At 70.8% G+C, this 15,207-nt stretch carries 14 protein-coding genes; 10 read left to right on the forward strand and 4 right to left on the reverse strand.

Annotation, left to right across the window (positions count from 1 at the left end; translation table 11 throughout):
* The first annotated feature begins 57 nt into the window (after positions 1–57).
* The 5 genes from ACIGXX_RS09485 to ACIGXX_RS09505 are packed head-to-tail and all read left to right on the forward strand — an operon-like array spanning position 58 to position 5,276.
* Positions 58–1,314: a sugar ABC transporter substrate-binding protein gene (locus tag ACIGXX_RS09485; RefSeq protein WP_366462784.1), complete on the forward strand. Its 1,257-nt coding sequence runs from the start codon at positions 58–60 to the stop codon at positions 1,312–1,314.
* A complete protein-coding gene (locus tag ACIGXX_RS09490) occupies positions 1,311–2,261 on the forward strand; it encodes a carbohydrate ABC transporter permease (RefSeq protein WP_399974199.1) in 951 nt (316 codons plus the stop codon). The genes ACIGXX_RS09485 and ACIGXX_RS09490 overlap by 4 nt, the downstream gene beginning before the upstream one ends.
* On the forward strand, positions 2,254–3,153 hold the full coding sequence (locus tag ACIGXX_RS09495; protein WP_399974202.1) for a carbohydrate ABC transporter permease: 900 nt from the start codon (positions 2,254–2,256) through the stop codon (positions 3,151–3,153). Before ACIGXX_RS09490 ends, ACIGXX_RS09495 begins: the two co-directional genes overlap by 8 nt.
* 60 nt (positions 3,154–3,213) lie before the next feature.
* Complete coding sequence (locus ACIGXX_RS09500) at positions 3,214–4,266, forward strand: Gfo/Idh/MocA family protein (RefSeq protein WP_399974205.1); 1,053 nt, start codon at positions 3,214–3,216, stop codon at positions 4,264–4,266.
* Positions 4,263–5,276: a Gfo/Idh/MocA family oxidoreductase gene (locus ACIGXX_RS09505; RefSeq protein WP_351161542.1), complete on the forward strand. Its 1,014-nt coding sequence runs from the start codon at positions 4,263–4,265 to the stop codon at positions 5,274–5,276. Before ACIGXX_RS09500 ends, ACIGXX_RS09505 begins: the two co-directional genes overlap by 4 nt.
* Positions 5,277–5,348: 72 nt before the next feature.
* Here the strand turns inward: ACIGXX_RS09505 and ACIGXX_RS09510 are convergent, their stop codons facing one another.
* Positions 5,349–6,698, reverse strand: a complete 1,350-nt coding sequence (locus ACIGXX_RS09510; protein ID WP_399974209.1) for a CAP domain-containing protein — start codon at positions 6,696–6,698, stop codon at positions 5,349–5,351.
* Between the two features lie 181 nt (positions 6,699–6,879).
* On the opposite strand from ACIGXX_RS09510, the gene ACIGXX_RS09515 reads away from it, so the two are divergent.
* Positions 6,880–8,232 (forward strand): radical SAM protein, encoded by a 1,353-nt coding sequence (locus tag ACIGXX_RS09515; protein ID WP_351161546.1) that lies wholly within the window; start codon positions 6,880–6,882, stop codon positions 8,230–8,232.
* Here the strand turns inward: ACIGXX_RS09515 and ACIGXX_RS09520 are convergent.
* Entirely contained in the window at positions 8,229–8,843 is a 615-nt protein-coding gene (locus ACIGXX_RS09520; protein ID WP_351161549.1) for a TetR/AcrR family transcriptional regulator, read from the reverse strand. The two genes, ACIGXX_RS09515 and ACIGXX_RS09520, sit on opposite strands and share 4 nt — an antisense overlap.
* An 82-nt stretch (positions 8,844–8,925) precedes the next feature.
* Between ACIGXX_RS09520 and ACIGXX_RS09525 the strand changes: the two genes are divergently transcribed.
* From ACIGXX_RS09525 to ACIGXX_RS09540, 4 genes are all read left to right on the forward strand, one after another.
* Entirely contained in the window at positions 8,926–9,993 is a 1,068-nt protein-coding gene (locus tag ACIGXX_RS09525) for a saccharopine dehydrogenase NADP-binding domain-containing protein (protein ID WP_399974214.1), read from the forward strand.
* Complete coding sequence (locus ACIGXX_RS09530) at positions 9,990–10,880, forward strand: NAD(P)H-binding protein (RefSeq protein ID WP_399974217.1); 891 nt, start codon at positions 9,990–9,992, stop codon at positions 10,878–10,880. Before ACIGXX_RS09525 ends, ACIGXX_RS09530 begins: the two co-directional genes overlap by 4 nt.
* An 89-nt stretch (positions 10,881–10,969) precedes the next feature.
* Entirely contained in the window at positions 10,970–11,719 is a 750-nt protein-coding gene (locus ACIGXX_RS09535; protein WP_399974220.1) for an SDR family oxidoreductase, read from the forward strand.
* A gap of 71 nt (positions 11,720–11,790) precedes the next feature.
* A complete protein-coding gene (locus tag ACIGXX_RS09540) occupies positions 11,791–12,345 on the forward strand; it encodes a GNAT family protein (RefSeq protein WP_366462775.1) in 555 nt (184 codons plus the stop codon).
* Between the two features lie 46 nt (positions 12,346–12,391).
* Here ACIGXX_RS09540 and ACIGXX_RS09545 read toward each other — a convergent pair whose 3' ends face one another.
* Both ACIGXX_RS09545 and ACIGXX_RS09550 read right to left on the reverse strand, forming a co-directional pair.
* Positions 12,392–13,921: an amino acid permease gene (locus ACIGXX_RS09545; protein WP_351161563.1), complete on the reverse strand. Its 1,530-nt coding sequence runs from the start codon at positions 13,919–13,921 to the stop codon at positions 12,392–12,394.
* Between the two features lie 88 nt (positions 13,922–14,009).
* Entirely contained in the window at positions 14,010–15,002 is a 993-nt protein-coding gene (locus tag ACIGXX_RS09550) for a hypothetical protein (RefSeq protein WP_351161566.1), read from the reverse strand.
* Between the last annotated feature and the right edge of the window lie 205 nt (positions 15,003–15,207).

A 15,207-nucleotide genomic window follows, 5' to 3' on the forward strand; every position in this document is an offset into this window, starting at 1 on the left:
ACCGCAGCAGACCCCGGACTCAGGACACCGCGGAAGAACCCGGAAACGGAGGCACCCATGCGCAGGAGGACTCTGCTGTACGGAGCGATGGCGGCGCCCCTGCTCGCCGCCTGCTCCGGTCGGAGTGACGACGGCAAGGAGAGCGGTGGCCGGACCACCCTCTCGTACGGCGTGTGGGACGTGGCCCATGTGCCGGGGCTCCAGAAGGTGATCGACGCCTTCGAGAAGGAGAACCCCGGCATATCCGTGCGCATAGAGCTCACGCCGTGGTCCAGCTACTGGACCACCCTGAAGACCGCGATGCGCGGCGGCACCGCCCCCGACGTGTTCTGGATGAACGCGGTCAACCTCCAGCTGTACGCCTCCAGCGGCGTCCTCGAACCCCTGAGCGGCCACATCAAGAGCGACGCGACCCCCGTGGACCGCCATCCCGAGTCACTCGTGCAGATCTACGCCTATCAGGGCACGCAGTACGGCATTCCCAAGGACTTCGACACCATCGGCCTCTGGTACAACAAGGCGCTCTTCGACAAGGCGGGCATCAAGTACCCCGACAGGACGTGGACGTGGGACGACGTGCGCGACGCCGCCGCCGAACTGACCAACCCGCGCGAGCGCGTGCACGGCATGGCCGCCGAGATGGACCGCCAGGCCCAGATCTACCCCGCCATCCACGGAGCGGGCGGCTACGTCCTCAAGGACGGGAAGTCCGGTTTCGGTGACGAGCGCTCCATCGAGGGCCTGCGCTACTGGACCGACATGATCGACCGCGGCTGGTCACCGCCGCAGAGCGCGATGGTCGAGTCCAAGGCCCGCAACCGCTTCTGGTCGGAGAAGGCCGCCATGGTCTACGAGATATCCGCGTTCTCCGGGCAGATGCACGCCACCCCCGCGATCAAGGACCACGGCGGCGTCACCGTCCTGCCCAAGGGCCGCGAGCGCGCCACGATCATCCACGGCCTCGCCAACGTCATCTCCGCCAAGAGCCGTAAGAAGGCGGCCGCCTGGAAGTTCGTCCACTTCATGGCCGGTCGCAGGGCCGCCGAGATCCAGGCGTCCTCGGGCGTCACGCTCTCCTCGTACGAGGGGACGCAGGACGCCTGGTTCAAGTCGATGCCCGAGTTCGACCTGAAGGTCTTCGTCGAGATGCAGCAGTACGCCGTGCCGTACCCGAGCTCGAAGAACACCGCGGTCTGGGAGAACCTCCAATACCCGCTCCTGGGCGCCGCGTTCAGCGGCAAGGGCGGCATCGAGAGCGCCGCCCGCACGCTGGGCGAGCAGATGGACCGGGCCCTGAAGGAGGAGCGCGCATGATGAGTGTCTTTCCCTCCACGGCGGCGGCGAAGAAGGCGGCGGGGCGCGGGAAACCGGCGGCGGGCTCCCCGCCCAGGCCCCGTGGCCAGCGCGCCGCTTACCTCTTCGTCGCGCCGCTGGGCATCGGCTTCGCCGTCTTCTACTTCTGGCCGTTGCTCCAGACCTTCTACTTCAGCTTCACCGAGTTCGGGGCGTTCGGCGGCCACACCTGGATCGGCACGGACAACTACGTGCGCGTCCTCAAGGACGTCACCGTCTGGCAGGCGCTCGGCAACACGCTGATCTACTGCGTCATCGGCCTGCTGGCCCTGCCGATGGCGATCGGCGTCGCGGCGCTGCTCAACCGGCGTGGCCTGCGCGGCGTCTCGCTCTACCGCGCCCTGTACTTCATCCCGTTCGTGACGCTGCCCGTCGCCGTCGGACTCGTCTGGAACTGGCTCTACAACGGCGACTACGGCCTGATCAACGAGGTCTTCGAGTGGTTCGGCGCGGACCGCCGCTACTGGGTCTCCGACCCCTCGACCGCGGTGTACGCGATCGGCACCGTCATGGTCTGGTCGACTACCGGCTACTACTTGATCATCTTCATGGCGGGCATCAAGGGAATCCCGCAGGACTACTACGAGGCGGCCGAGTTGGACGGCGCCGGTCCCCTGCGCCGCTTCTTCACCATCACGCTGCCGCTGCTCAGCCCGACGATCTTCTTCGCGTCCATCATCTGCATGATCAACTCACTGCAGACCTTCGATCTCATCTACATCATGATGGCCGAGAAGAATCCGGCGATCGGCGACACCCAGTCCGTGGTGAGCCTCTTCTACAAATGGGCCTTCGTCGAGAACGCCCAGGGCGCCGCCGCCGCGCTCGCCTTCCTGCTCATGCTGATCATCGCGGCGCTGACACTGATGCAGTTCAGGCTGCAGAAGAGGTGGGTGCACTATGCGTGAGTCATCCGAGTCCGCCGAGTCCGCCGAGTCCGTCGCGTCCGCCGAGTCCTCCGTGCGGCCCGCGAGGCGCCGCCGCTTCAACGGCGGATCGGTGGCCACCCACACGGTGCTCTCGCTCGGCGCCCTGGTGATGGTCTTCCCCTTCCTGTGGCAGCTGCTCACCGCCGCCAAGTCCCTCGCCGAGACGGCGAAGGTGCCGCCGACCTTCCTGCCCGACACCTGGAACTGGTCGAGCTTCGAAGAGGTCTTCACCGCGCTGCCGTTCCGGGAAATGCTCTTCAACAGCGTCTTCAACACCGTGGGGCGCACGGTCGGGCAGCTGGTGTTTTGCTCGCTCGCCGCCTACGCCTTCGCGCGCATGCAATTCCGGGGCCGCAACGTCCTGTTCGCGCTCTTCCTCTCCGTCCTGATGGTGCCGAGCTCGCTGCTCGTGCTTCCGCAGTACGACATCATCCAGAGCCTCGGTCTGCTGAACTCGGCTCCCGCGCTGTTCCTGCCGGGCATGTTCAGCGCGTTCGGGACCTTCATGCTGCGGCAGTTCTTCCTCACGCTCCCCAAGGAGCTGGAGGAGGCGGCGCGGATCGACGGCGCGAGTTCCTTCCGCATCTTCTGGTCGATCATGCTGCCGTTGGTGCGGCCCGCGCTCGCCGCGCTCGCCGTCATCACCGCGATGTGGTCGTGGAACGACCTCCTGTGGCCGCTGATCGTGAACACCGACCCGCAGAAGATGCCGATCAGTGCCGGCCTCACCTCGCTGGAGGGGCAGTTCGAGACCAACTACCCGGTGATGATGGCCGGTTCGCTCATCGCGAGCCTGCCCATGCTCGTCGTCTACGTCTTCCTGCAGCGGCACTTCGTGCAGAGCGTCGCGCTCTCCGGATCCAAGAGCTGACCCTCCTCCAGCCTCCAGTGGCTGACCCTGTCTCAGGAACCAGGAAAGGTGACCCCCTTCATGCGACCGCTTCACATCGGCCTGATCGGCGCGGGCGGCATCGCCCGCGCCCATCTTCCCGGCTGGCTGGAACTGGGTGCGCGCGTCAGCGTGTACACCGTCGACGGCTCGGCGGAGAAGCTCGCCGCCGAGTACGCGGGGCGCGAGGTCGCCGCGGTGGCGAGCCTCGGCGAACTGCTCGCCGACTGCGCGGCCGTCGACATCTGCACCCCCACCCCCACCCACAAGGAGCTCGCCCTGGCGGCCGTCGCCGCGGGCCGGCACGTCGTCTGCGAGAAGCCCCTCGCGCTCGGCGCGGCGGACGCCGAGGAGATCGCGGCAGCCGCCGAAGCGGCGGGGGTGCGGCTGCACCCCGCCCATGTCGTCCGCTACTTCCCGGCGTACGCGGCGATGCAACGAGCCGTCGAGCAGGGCGAGTTGGGCTACCTCGCGGTGCTGCGGTTCACGCGGGGCGGTGCGCGACCGCAGTGGGCGCCCTGGTTCGGTGACCCCGCCAAGTCCGGCGGCGTCATCATGGACCTGATGGTGCACGACATCGACATCGCCCGCTGGATCGCGGGTGACGTCGTCCGCGTGCACGCGCAGACGCGAGGCGTCGAGCAGACCACGGGCGGCACGGAGGCCGAGGTCGTCTCGGCGACCGCCGTCCTCACCCACGCCTCCGGCGCGATCAGTCACATCACCGGTCTCTGGGGCCTTCCGGACCAGCAGTTCCGTACGACGTTCCGGATCGCGGGCAGCGACGGTCTGCTGCGGCACGACTCCACGTCCGTGCCCGGCTACCGGATCACCGCGCAGGGCGTGCGCGCGGCCAACGAGGGCATCCCTTCCAGCCCGATGACGGAGAGCCCCTACCTGGCCGAGCTGCGGGAGTTCGCGGCCTCGTGGGAGGAGGGCGGCGGCGCGCCGAGGGTCAGCGCGCGGGACGGGATCGAGGCGGTGCGGATCGCCGAGGCGGCGGTGGAGTCGAGCCGTACCGGCCGGGCGGTCGAGATCACGACGAGCGGCCGGGCGGCCGAGGTCCGGACGGGTACCAAGGAGGTCACGCGATGAAGGTCGCCGTGCTGTCGTTCGCCCATGTCCACGCGGCCGGGTATCTGCGGCTCCTCTCCCGGATGCCGGGTGTCGAGGTGATCGGCAGCGACCCGGACACCGGGTCGGCCGCGCCCGGCGAGGTGCGGGGGCGGGCGTTCGCCGACGAGATGGGGGTCGCGTACGCCGAGACGTACGAGGAGGTCTTCGCCTGGGGCCCGGACGCGGTGATCGTCTGCTCCGAGAACGCGCGCCACCGACCGCTGGTGGAGCTCGCCGCGTCCCACGGCGTGGCCGTCCTGTGCGAGAAGCCGCTGGCCACGACGGTCGCGGACGGGGAGGCGATGCTGGCGGCCTGCCGGGCGGCCGGAGTGCGGCTCGCGGTCGCCTTCCCGGTCCGCTTCAGCCCCGCGTACGAGGCCGTCAAGGCGGCGGTCACGTCGGGCGAGGCGGGCCGGGTCCTGACCGTGTCCGGCTCGAACAACGGCTCCATGCCGACCTCGTCCCGGCGCTGGTTCGCCGATCCCGAACTCGCGGGCGGCGGCGCCCTGATGGACCACACGGTCCACATCGCCGACCTCCTGGACGACCTCTTCGGCGAGGCCCGCCCCGTCGACGTGTACGCCCAGACGAACAACCGCATGTACGAGGGCGAGGTCGACGCGGAGACCAGCGGCCTGGTCACTGTCACCTACGACAACGGCTCGGTGGCCACGATCGACTGCAGCTGGTCGCACCCCCGCTCCCACCACTCCTGGGGCGGCCTCGAACTCACCGTGGTCGGCGAGCGGGCGACCCTGGAGATGGACGCCTTCGACCAGTCGGTCCACGGCTACAGCGAACGCCACCGCCAGGGCCTCGAAGTCCCCTTCGGCGCCGACCTGGACGAGCGCATGCTGCGGGCGTTCCTGTACGGACCGGAGGAGGGCGGCATGGACGTGGCGGACGGCGAGGGCGGACTGCGGACATTGAAGATCGTGACGGCGGGCTACGCGTCGGCCAGGAGCGGGGTGCCGGTGGCGGTGGGCTGAGGGCGGTGGGCTGAGGGTGATGGGCTGAGGGCGGTGGGCTGAGGGCGGTGGGGCCGCCCGCCGTCTCAAGCTTCAGCCGCCGAACAGCTGTGTCCAGTACGTGCCCGCCGAGCCGCCGCCCGCGAAGCCGACTCCCAGGTGGGTGAAGGAGGGCTTGAGGATGTTGGCCCGGTGGCCGGGGCTGTTCATCCAGCCGTCCACCACCTCGGCGGGGGTGCGCTGCCCGCAGGCGATGTTCTCGCCGATCGCGCGGTGCGTGCTGCCCGCGGCGGACGCGCGGTGCCAGGGCTCGCCGCCGTCGGGCGATGTGTGGGAGTAGAAGGCGCGGGCGACCATGTCCGCGCTGTGGCCCTGCGCCGCCACGGTCAGGTGCGGGTCGGGGGAGAGGGGGCGCAGGCCCTGCGCCGTCCGTTCGGCGTTGGTGAGGCGGAGCACGGCGGCTGCCCACTCGGCGAGGCCCCGCGGGGTGAACGGAGTGGCCCACAGCGCCGTCCAGTAGACGTCGCCGGAGCGTGCGTCGGTGGTGTGGCCCACCCCGACCTGCGTGTACGCGCGGCTGTGCACCGTTCGCCGTGACTGCTCCCCGGAGAGGCAGTACTCCACGAAGTCGGCGGGCGTGCGCGGCCCCGAGACCAGATGCTCCCCGATGGCCAGGTACGCGTACCCGCCCGCGACGACGCGCTGGTAGAGGGACGTGCCGTCCGCGTCCTGCGAACCGAGCGCGGACCGCGCCGCCATCCCGGCGGCATGCGCGCCCGCGGCGGCGGCCAGCCGTGCGTCGAAGGCGACGGGAGGCGCGCCCACCGAAGCCCGCGCGGCGTTGACCAGCGGAAGGAAGCCGTCGAGGGAGGAGGGAGGGGAGGGAGCGGAGGGAGCGGAGGAAGGGGACGCACCGCCGGGCGCGCTCGGCAGCGGTCCGGCACCCGGCGGCTGCGCTGCTTCGTCCTCCGCCACGTCCACCCCGAAGTCCCGCGCCACCCCCGCGAGCCCGTCCGCGTACCCCTGACCCAGCGCCCGCAGCTTCCACCCCGGACCCCGGCGGTAGATCTCCGCGAGCAGCAGGACCGTCTCGCGGTCGGGGCGCGGCGGTGTGAATCGCGCCACGAGGCGGCCGCCGGGCCCGTGCACCTGGAGCGCGATGGCGGGCAGCCGGCCCAGGGGCGTGCCCGGCTCGGCGGGGCTGACGGCGACGGTCACCCGGCTCGCACCGGCACGCAGGCGCCGCCCGTCGACCGTGACCGTGTCGCCCTGGAGCCGGGCGCCGGACGTGGCGGGCTGGTTGTAGAAGACGAAGTCGCCGTCGCCCGCGACCTTCCCGCTGTCGCCCGTCACGATCACGGACAGGTCGAAGGGGCCGGGCACCCGGAGGGTGACGGCCCCGTCCGGCAGCGGCACGTTCCCCCCGGCAACCAGCTCGTTCATGCAGGGACAACGCGAGACCGCCACCGCCGGGTTCCCACCCGGGAAGGCCCGGCCGAGCGGGCACCGCCATCCGGCGGATGGCGCCTGAGACCGGAGGCGGATCCGCGCCGCGAAAGCCGCGTATTAGCGTGGGGGTCACGGGAAAGCACAATTCACCGACAGGATCCGAGGTGCCCGGCAGATGGCAAGCCGCAGCGAGAGCCGTACCCAGCTCGTCGAGGGACTCATGGAGCGGTTCCCGCAGGTGCCGCGGGAGGCGGTGATCAAGGAGGACCTGCTCAGGGGAGGCATGGCGTTCGACGAGTCCGCGCTCAGCGACAACGAGGGCGGCGAGGTCAAGCCGAAGTCGTACTTCATCTTCTCCTTCGACCACAGCACGCTCCCCGAGCTCGGCGCCGCCGCCCTGCGCCGCCCGCCCGAGGAGATCGTCCTCACCGGCGGCCCCTACGACCTGCGCCGCACGGTCGTCTCGGTCCGCGTGAACCCCTCGTCGCCGTACCGCGTGGCCGCCGACGACAACGGCGTACTCGGCCTCTACCTGGACGGCGTCCGCATCTCCGACGTCGGCCTGCCGCCGATGCCGGACTACTACCGGCACACGCTGGAGAACGGCAAGTCCGTCATGGAGGTGGCGCCCACCATCCAGTGGGGCTACCTGATCTACCTGACGGTCTTCCGGGTCTGCCAGTACTTCGGCGCCAAGGAGGAGTGCGGGTACTGCGACATCAACCACAACTGGCGCCAGCAGAAGGCGGCGGGTCGCCCCTACACGGGCGTGAAGCCGATGGACGAGGTCCTCGAGGCCCTCGCCATCATCGACAAGTACGACACCGCGAAGTCCTCCACCGCGTACACGCTCACCGGCGGCGCCATCACCTCGCGGCTCCAGGGCAAGGACGAGGCCGACTTCTACGGGCAGTACGCGAAGGCCATCGAGGAGCGCTTCCCGGGCCGCTGGATCGGCAAGGTCGTCGCGCAGGCGCTGCCCAAGGCGGACGTCCAGCGCTTCCACGACTACGGAGTGCGGATCTACCACCCCAACTACGAGGTGTGGGACCCCTACCTGTTCGAGCGGTACTGCCCCGGCAAGGAGCGCTACGTCGGCCGTGACGAGTGGCACCGCCGCATCCTTGACTCCGCCGACGTCTTCGGGCCGCGCAACGTCATCCCGAACTTCGTGGCGGGCGTGGAGATGGCCGAGCCGTTCGGGTTCAAGACGGTCGGCGAGGCCATCGACTCCACCGTCGAGGGCCTGCAGTACTTCATGTCGCGCGGCATCACGCCCCGCTTCACCACCTGGTGCCCCGAGCCCACGACGCCGCTGGGCAAGGCCAACCCGCTGGGCGCCCCGCTGGAGTACCACGTCCGCCTGCTTGAGGCGTACCGCGCGACGATGGAGGCCAACGGCCTGACGTCGCCGCCCGGTTACGGTCCCGCCGGGCCGGGGCGCGCGGTGTTCTCCGTCTCCTCGTTCATGGACAGCCTGGCCCCCGACGAGGCTGCCGAGGAAGTCGGGGAGACGGTGGCGGGCTAGGGCGCGGCCAGCGCCGACAGCAGACGTTCGGCCTCCGCCGTCACCGAGGTGAGGGCGGAGGCCGGATCGGGCGAGCGGGCCAGGAGCATGCCCGCCTCGCACAGCGCGCCGAACATCAGCTGGCAGCGCACGTCCAGATCCCCGTCGCCGATGTGGCCCGCGGCCGCCGCCGCACGCATGCCGCCGGTCAACACCCGCAGCGTATGGGCGTATTGGATCTCGCGGACGGTCTCCCAGCCGAGGACCGCGGGCGCGTCGAGCAGCACGATCCGCCGGAACCCGGGGTCGAGGCAGTGCTCCAGGAAGCGGCGGCAGCCGCGCCGCAGCGCGGACCAGGCGTCGGGCTCCCGCGCCGCCGCCCGCTCCAACTCCGCCGCGATCTCCTCCTGTTCGCGGACGAACACCGCGCGGAAGAGCGCCGCCTTGCCCTCGAAGTGGTGATAGGCCGCACCCTTGGTGACCCCGGCGTCGGCCGCCACGGCGACGATCGAGGTCGTCGCGTACCCGTCCCTGCCGAAGAGCCGCTGCGCCGCGGTGATCAGCTGCGCGGTGGTCGCGTCGGAGCGTTCCGCCTGTGTACGACGGGCAGTTGGGCGCGGGGGCGGGAACATGGTCGGCTCCTCTTGACGGACGTACTCAGGGTACGTAGGTTCCGCACCAGTTGCATACCTTCGGTATGGAAGCGAGTCGAGCATGACGAATTCGCTCTTCGCCATCTACGGAGCCTATGGACACACCGGACGCCTGGTGGCTTCCGAACTCCTCGCCAGAGGTGGGGAGTTGCTCTTGGTAGGCCGCAACGCCGAGGCGTTGCGCACGCTGGCCGACGAACTCGACGCGGGAGACCGGGTACGGACAAGCGCCGCGGCCGTGGACGACACCGCGGCACTGCGCGAGGTGATGACGGACGCCGACATCCTGATCCAGTGCGCGGGCCCCTTCGCCGTCACCGGCGCACCCGTCGCCACCGCCGCCGCGGAGGCCGGCTGCCACTACGTCGACCACGCCCTCGAACCCCACCACGTGAAACGGGTCTTCGACACCGCGCAGGCCACGGCGCAGCGCACCGGCGCCGTCATGATCCCCAGCCTCAGCTTCTACGGAGGCCTCGGCGACCTCCTGGCGGGTGCGGTGTCGGACGGCATCGCGGGCATCGACCGGATCGTCGTCGCGTACGCGGTGAACGGCTGGCGCCTGACCACCGGCGCCAAGAACACCGCGACCCACCTCTTCGCCGAGACCGAACGCCTCACCTTCAGCGACGGCGCCCTGCACGCGGGCTACGTCGAACCGCGCAACGCGGTCTTCCCCTTCCCGCCGCCGCTCGGCCCGCGCTCGATGATCGCGCCGTTCCCGTCGAGCGAGGTCGTGACGGTGCCGCGCCACGTCCCCGTCCGCAACATCGACCTGATGCTCAGCACCAGCACCTTCGAGGCCAAGGACGCCTTCGAGAGCGAACACATCGGCGCCGCGGAGCGGGCGGGCACCGACTTCACCGTCGCCGTCCAGGCGATGTGGGACGGGGGCAGCGCGGCCGGGCAGCTGACGGGCCACGACCTGTGGCGGGCCGGAGCACTGGCCTCGGTGGAAGCGGCGGTGCGGATCGCCGAGGGCAGAGGCCCGACGAAGACAGGGGTCCTCGCCCCCGGAGAGGCGTTCTCGGCGGAGCCGTTCCTGCGGGAACTGGTGCGCCGGGGCGCGTTCACGCTCACGCTGCGGCGTGGAGAGGGCGGACAGGGCGGAGGAGGTGGCGAAAAGTGAGCGGGACGCCGAAGGACGCACCGGTCCTCGTCACCGGAGCGGCGGGCGGACAGCAGGGTTCCACCGGCCGCCATGTGGTCCGGCTGCTGCTCGACCGGGGTCAGGCGGTACGAGCCTTCGTGCGCACCGACGACGAGCGCGCCGCCGGGCTGCGGAGGATGGGCGCGGAGGTGGTCGTCGGCGACCTGCGCGAGATCACGGACGTGCTCGCGGCGGTACGGGGCGTACGCCGCGCCTTCTTCACCTACCCGGTGACCGACGGCCTGCTGGAGGCGACCGGCGCCTTCGCCGCGGCGGCCAGGCGCGAGGGTCTCGAACGCGTCGTCGAGGTGTCCCAGCTGGCGGCGGCGCCGGACGCGGGAACGCCCCGGATGCGGCAGCACTGGGTCGCCGAGGAGGTCTTCGACCGGGCGGGGGTCGGGGCGGTGCATCTGCGGGCCGGGGTGTTCTTCGAGAACATCGACTTCCTGGTGCGGGCGGGCGGCGAACGTGAGCTGGTGATGCCGCTGGGCTCCCCGAGCACCGTGCTTCCGCTGATAGCGGGGGCGGACGTGGCCCGGGTCGGAGCCGGGCTCCTCACCGACCCGCTGCCGGAGTGCCCGGACCCCGTGGTGCTGCTGACCGGGCAGGTGCTGTCGGTCGGTGAGGTGGTGGAGACGTTCGGCGGCGGCCTGAAGTACGTGGACGCGTCCCCCGTGGAGTGGCGCGAGCGGGCCAGGGGCCTGTACGGCGACGCGCATGTGGTGGCCCACCTGGACAAGCTCTGGGAACTGTTCCGTCTGATCGGCTCCCACCACGAGCTGTACCAGGTGACGGAGGCGATCGAACGGTTCGGGGGGAGGGAGCCGGGGACGCTGCGGGAGTTCGTGCGGGACCGTCGGGGCTGAGGCTCGCTCCGGCGGTTCGGGAAGGGGCGGGGTGGGGGAATGATCGATCAAACGGCAATCCCGCCCACCCCGCACCTCCGGAGGATCACGTGCAGCACCACCCCGTCACGGTAGTGACCGGCGGCAGCCGCGGCATCGGCGCAGCCATCGCCACCCGTCTCGCCGCGGAGGGCCATCACATCGCCCTCGGCTACCACTCCGACGCCGACGCCGCCGAAAAGGTGGCGGCGGAAGTCCGCGCGACCGGCGCGGACGCGGGCGTCCGCTGCGTCACCGTCCGCATGGACACCGCCGACGAGGCGGACGTCGACCGCCTCTTCGAGACCGCCGCCGCGGACCTCGGCCCGGTCACGGGGCTGGTGAACAACGCCGGGATCGGCGCCCCGGTGGGCCCCCTCGCGGACGCCGACGTCGCCGCCATGCGCCGCGCGCTCGACGTGAACGTACTCGGTTATCTCCTCTGCGCCCGCCGCGCGATCCGCGACATGACGCGGACCGGCGCCGGCGGCGGCATCGTGAACATCTCCTCCGCGGCGGCGACCCTCGGCGCCCCGGGCGAGTACGTCCACTACGCAGCCGCCAAGGGAGCCGTCGACACGATGACGATCGGCCTGTCGAAGGAGGTGGCGGCGGACGGCATCCGGGTCAACGCCGTCGCCCCCGGCGTGATCTGGACCGAGTTCCACGCGGACCCCGAGCGCCCGGCGAAGCTCGCGTCGGGCATCCCCCTGGGGCGCTCGGGCCGTCCCGACGAGATCGCGGCGGCCGTCTCCTGGCTGCTCTCGGCCGACGCGTCGTACACGAGCGGCACGATCCTGCGGGTGGCGGGCGGAAGGTAGGCGGGCGGGAGGGGGTGGATGGAAGGTGAGTGGGCAGCGCTCGCGCCTGCCGCAGTGCCTACCCTTGGCGCATGATCACCGAATCCGTCCGGATCGCGCCGGACGTCGTCATGCGCCCCGCCGCCATGGAGGACGCGGACGGTCTCGCCCGCGCCCGCCTGCGCAGCCGCGCCCACCTGGAGCCCTGGGAGCCCGTGCGGCCCGAGGACTACTTCACCTCGCGCGCTCAGGCGGCCCGGCTCCGTGGCCAGCTGGAGGAGTGCAGGGCGGGGCGGGCGGCTCCCTGGGTGCTCGAATGCGAGGGGGAGATGGCCGGCTCGGTCACCTTGTCGAACATCTCCCTCGGCCCCTTCCGCAGCGGAACCCTCGGCTACTGGATCGCCGTGGACCACATCGGCCGCGGCCTCGCCACCGCCGCCGTGACGCGGGCCTGCGCGTCCGCCGACAGCGAGCTGGGCCTGCACCGCGTCGAGGCGGGCACCCTCCTCGACAACGTCCCCTCGCAGCGCGTCCTCACCAAGTGCGGATTCGAGGAGTTCGGTGTCGCGCCGGGCTATCTGCACATCAACGGCGCCTGGCGCGACCACCGGCTCTTCCAGCGGATCCTCAACGACCGCACCCCCTGAGGAGATCCCAGGGGGTGCGGTCGTTGAGGGATCGACGGAGGGACGGCTAGATGATGTCCTCCGCGATCTCCGCCTGCTCACGCTCCGATCCGTACGCCGACGGCGTGCTGTAGGAGCGCCGCGCCACGAACCACCACACCGTGGCGAGGATCAGCACCACGGCGAGCGCGATCGACGCGTAGTTCATCGTGTCGACCGTCACCGGCGAGACCTGCGGCAGGCAGAACAGGACCGTCACGAACGCCACCCAGAGCACGGCGATCCAGCCGATGGGCTTGCTCCAGCGGCCCAGGTTCCACGGTCCTGGCTGGAAGCGGTCGCCCGCCCGCAGCCGCAGGAAGATCGGGATGGCGTACGCGGGGGTGATGCCGATGACGTTGATGGCGGTCACGGCCGTGTACGCGGTCGCCGAGTACAGGGAAGGCAGCGCGATGGCCGCTGCCAGACCGACCGACAGCCACACGGCCGGCACCGGCACCTGCGTGCGGGAGCTGACCTTGCGCCAGATCTTCGAGCCGGGCAGCGCGTTGTCGCGGCTGAACGCGAAGACCATCCGGCTGGCCGCCGCCGTCTCGGCGTTGCCGCAGAACAGCTGCGCCACGATCACGATGAGCAGCAGGGCCGTCGCGCCGGACTCGCCGAGTGCGTCGATCATGATCTGCGCGGGTGGCACCCCGGTGTCCGTGTTCTGCGCCCCCGCGTAGTCCTGGATCGCGAAGGTCAGCCCGGCGAGCAGGATGAAACCGGCGATCCACGAGGCCCAGATGGCCCGCACGATGCCGCGCGCCGCCGAGACGGACGCGTTGGAGGTCTCCTCCGACAGGTGCGCGGACGCGTCGTACCCGGAGAACGTGTACTGCGCGAGGAGCAGGCCGATCGCCGTGACGTAGAGCGGGTTGTCCCACCCGGTGTCGTTGACGAACTCGCCGAAGACGAACGACGGCGACTGGTGGTGGTCCGGCACGATCGCGAGGACGCCCACGATGACCGCGACACCGGCCACGTGCCACCACACGCTGATCGAGTTGAGCAGACTGACCAGACGTACGTTGAAGAGGTTCAGGACGGCGTGCAGCAGCAGGATGCAGAGGAAGATCAGGAAGGTCTTCTCCGGCGTCGGCGTGAAGCCGAACTGGAGGTTCAGAAAGGCCCCGGTGAACAGCGCGGCGCCGTAGTCGATGCCCGCTATCGCACCGAGCAGGCCGAGCAGGTTCAACCAGCCGGTGTACCAGCCCCAGCGGCGCCCGCCGAGCCGGTCGGCCATGTAGTAGAGGGCCCCCGACGTGGGGTACGCGCTGGTGACCTCGGCGAGTGCGAGGCCCACGCAGAGCACGAAGAGACCGACGCCCGCCCAGCCCCAGAGCATCACGGCCGGGCCGCCCGTGCCCAGGCCGAAGCCGTACAGGGTCATGCAGCCGGAGAGGATCGAGATGACCGAGAAGCTGATGGCGAAGTTGCCGAAGCCGCCCATCCGGCGCGCCAGGACCGGCTGGTAGCCGAGCTCCCTGAGCCTCTGTTCCTCGTCGGGCAGCGGGGCGGTGGTCGAGGCTGGGCTCGACCAGGTGGTGCGGGACACGGATGTACCTCCGTCGGGGAGCGGTCGATCGGGGAGCGGGTGGTGCCGATGGGGGTGGTGCCGATGGGGGAGGCCGGGGTCGGGGGCCTCAGCCCGGATCGCGTACGGCGCTCAGACAGCGCGTACGTGCCTGCATGAATGCCTCGGCCGCCGCGTCCGCGTCACCGGGCGACCGTGTGCGGTACGTCCACGGCGCCACGGTGTAGAAGGGGTCGAGTGCCTCGAACACCCGGGTGGCGTCCTGGAATTGATGCGCTCCCCACAGGGCGTGGGCCACGTAGTTGAGGTCGAGGAGCGAGGTCGCGGCGGGCAGCGCGTGCTCGAACCACAGGTGCAGCGCGCGCAGGGCGGAGCGGGTCGCGTCCTCCCCTATCCAGTGCAGATCCAGGGCGTGCTCGGCGCCGCCGTCCTTGCGGTACCGCTCGACGCGCACATACAGGGGCAGTACGTGGAGCGCCGAGCCCGTGTGGGCCGAACCGGACGCCCAGTGGGCGAAGTTGACCGCTTCGGTGAGCGGGCCTCCGGGGCGGCGGGTGTACGCGAACTGGAGCATCCGGTGGTAGGCCTCGCGGTTGCCCGGGTCGCGCTTGTCTGCCTCGGCCAGGAGATGCCAGGGGCCGGGGAACAGCATCGGCTCGGGGGCCGGCACACGGTGCTCGTCCCACCGCTGCCCCTTGTCGAGCTGGGCGAGGGCGAGCAGGCAGACCCACGGCACGGGGTCCTCGGGCGAGGCGTCGATCGAGGCGCCGCACGCGGCTGCCGCCTCGCGCCACAGCTCGTTGGTGTGGCGGTGCCCGGCGCGATGGGCGCGCAGGGTCCGCTCGACCAGGACCCGGGTATGCAGGACGGAAGCGGCGGCGCTGTGCGGCTCCTCGGCCTGCCAGGCCCTGACCACGTCGGAGCCGGCGACGGCGGCCGCCAGGATCTGCGTACGTTGCGTCCACAGTCCCCAGTCGGGAGTCGAGTCGAGCAGGTTGCGCGTCGACACCCAGCGACCCGTTTTGAGGTCCTGGAGCACGGCGCGCAACTGTTCGTCGTGGCCCGCCGGGTGGTACACGGGGCGGCCTGACGGAGTGGGCATGAATCCTTCTGTGGGGGAGGGCGGAGGGCAGGTGATGGCGTGAACTGGCCTGTGAATCATTGATGTTGTTTCGGCGGTCAGTGTAGATCCGCAACTTCCGTTCTCAGGGCGATTCGTGGATCTTTTGGGATCGACTTATGGTCAACTCGGCGCGCCGGTTGGCAATTTGGGAGACAAGTGGGTCGGGATCGGCGCGCGAAGGGGG

The sequence above is a fragment of the Streptomyces sp. NPDC055243 genome, assembly GCF_044544025.1.
In the GTDB taxonomy this organism is placed as follows: domain Bacteria; phylum Actinomycetota; class Actinomycetes; order Streptomycetales; family Streptomycetaceae; genus Streptomyces.

Bases quoted from the DNA above. Each gene is read 5' to 3' on its own strand.
- ACIGXX_RS09490 (WP_399974199.1), top strand. From the start codon at position 1,311: ATGATGAGTGTCTTTCCCTCCACGGCGGCGGCGAAGAAGGCGGCGGGG.
- ACIGXX_RS09520 (WP_351161549.1), bottom strand. From the start codon at position 8,843: ATGTTCCCGCCCCCGCGCCCAACTGCCCGTCGTACACAGGCGGAACGC.
- ACIGXX_RS09525 (WP_399974214.1), top strand. From the start codon at position 8,926: ATGACGAATTCGCTCTTCGCCATCTACGGAGCCTATGGACACACCGGA.
- ACIGXX_RS09485 (WP_366462784.1), top strand. From the start codon at position 58: ATGCGCAGGAGGACTCTGCTGTACGGAGCGATGGCGGCGCCCCTGCTC.
- ACIGXX_RS09500 (WP_399974205.1), top strand. From the start codon at position 3,214: ATGCGACCGCTTCACATCGGCCTGATCGGCGCGGGCGGCATCGCCCGC.
- ACIGXX_RS09540 (WP_366462775.1), top strand. From the start codon at position 11,791: ATGATCACCGAATCCGTCCGGATCGCGCCGGACGTCGTCATGCGCCCC.
- ACIGXX_RS09495 (WP_399974202.1), top strand. From the start codon at position 2,254: ATGCGTGAGTCATCCGAGTCCGCCGAGTCCGCCGAGTCCGTCGCGTCC.
- ACIGXX_RS09510 (WP_399974209.1), bottom strand. From the start codon at position 6,698: ATGAACGAGCTGGTTGCCGGGGGGAACGTGCCGCTGCCGGACGGGGCC.
- ACIGXX_RS09515 (WP_351161546.1), top strand. From the start codon at position 6,880: ATGGCAAGCCGCAGCGAGAGCCGTACCCAGCTCGTCGAGGGACTCATG.
- ACIGXX_RS09550 (WP_351161566.1), bottom strand. From the start codon at position 15,002: ATGCCCACTCCGTCAGGCCGCCCCGTGTACCACCCGGCGGGCCACGAC.
- ACIGXX_RS09505 (WP_351161542.1), top strand. From the start codon at position 4,263: ATGAAGGTCGCCGTGCTGTCGTTCGCCCATGTCCACGCGGCCGGGTAT.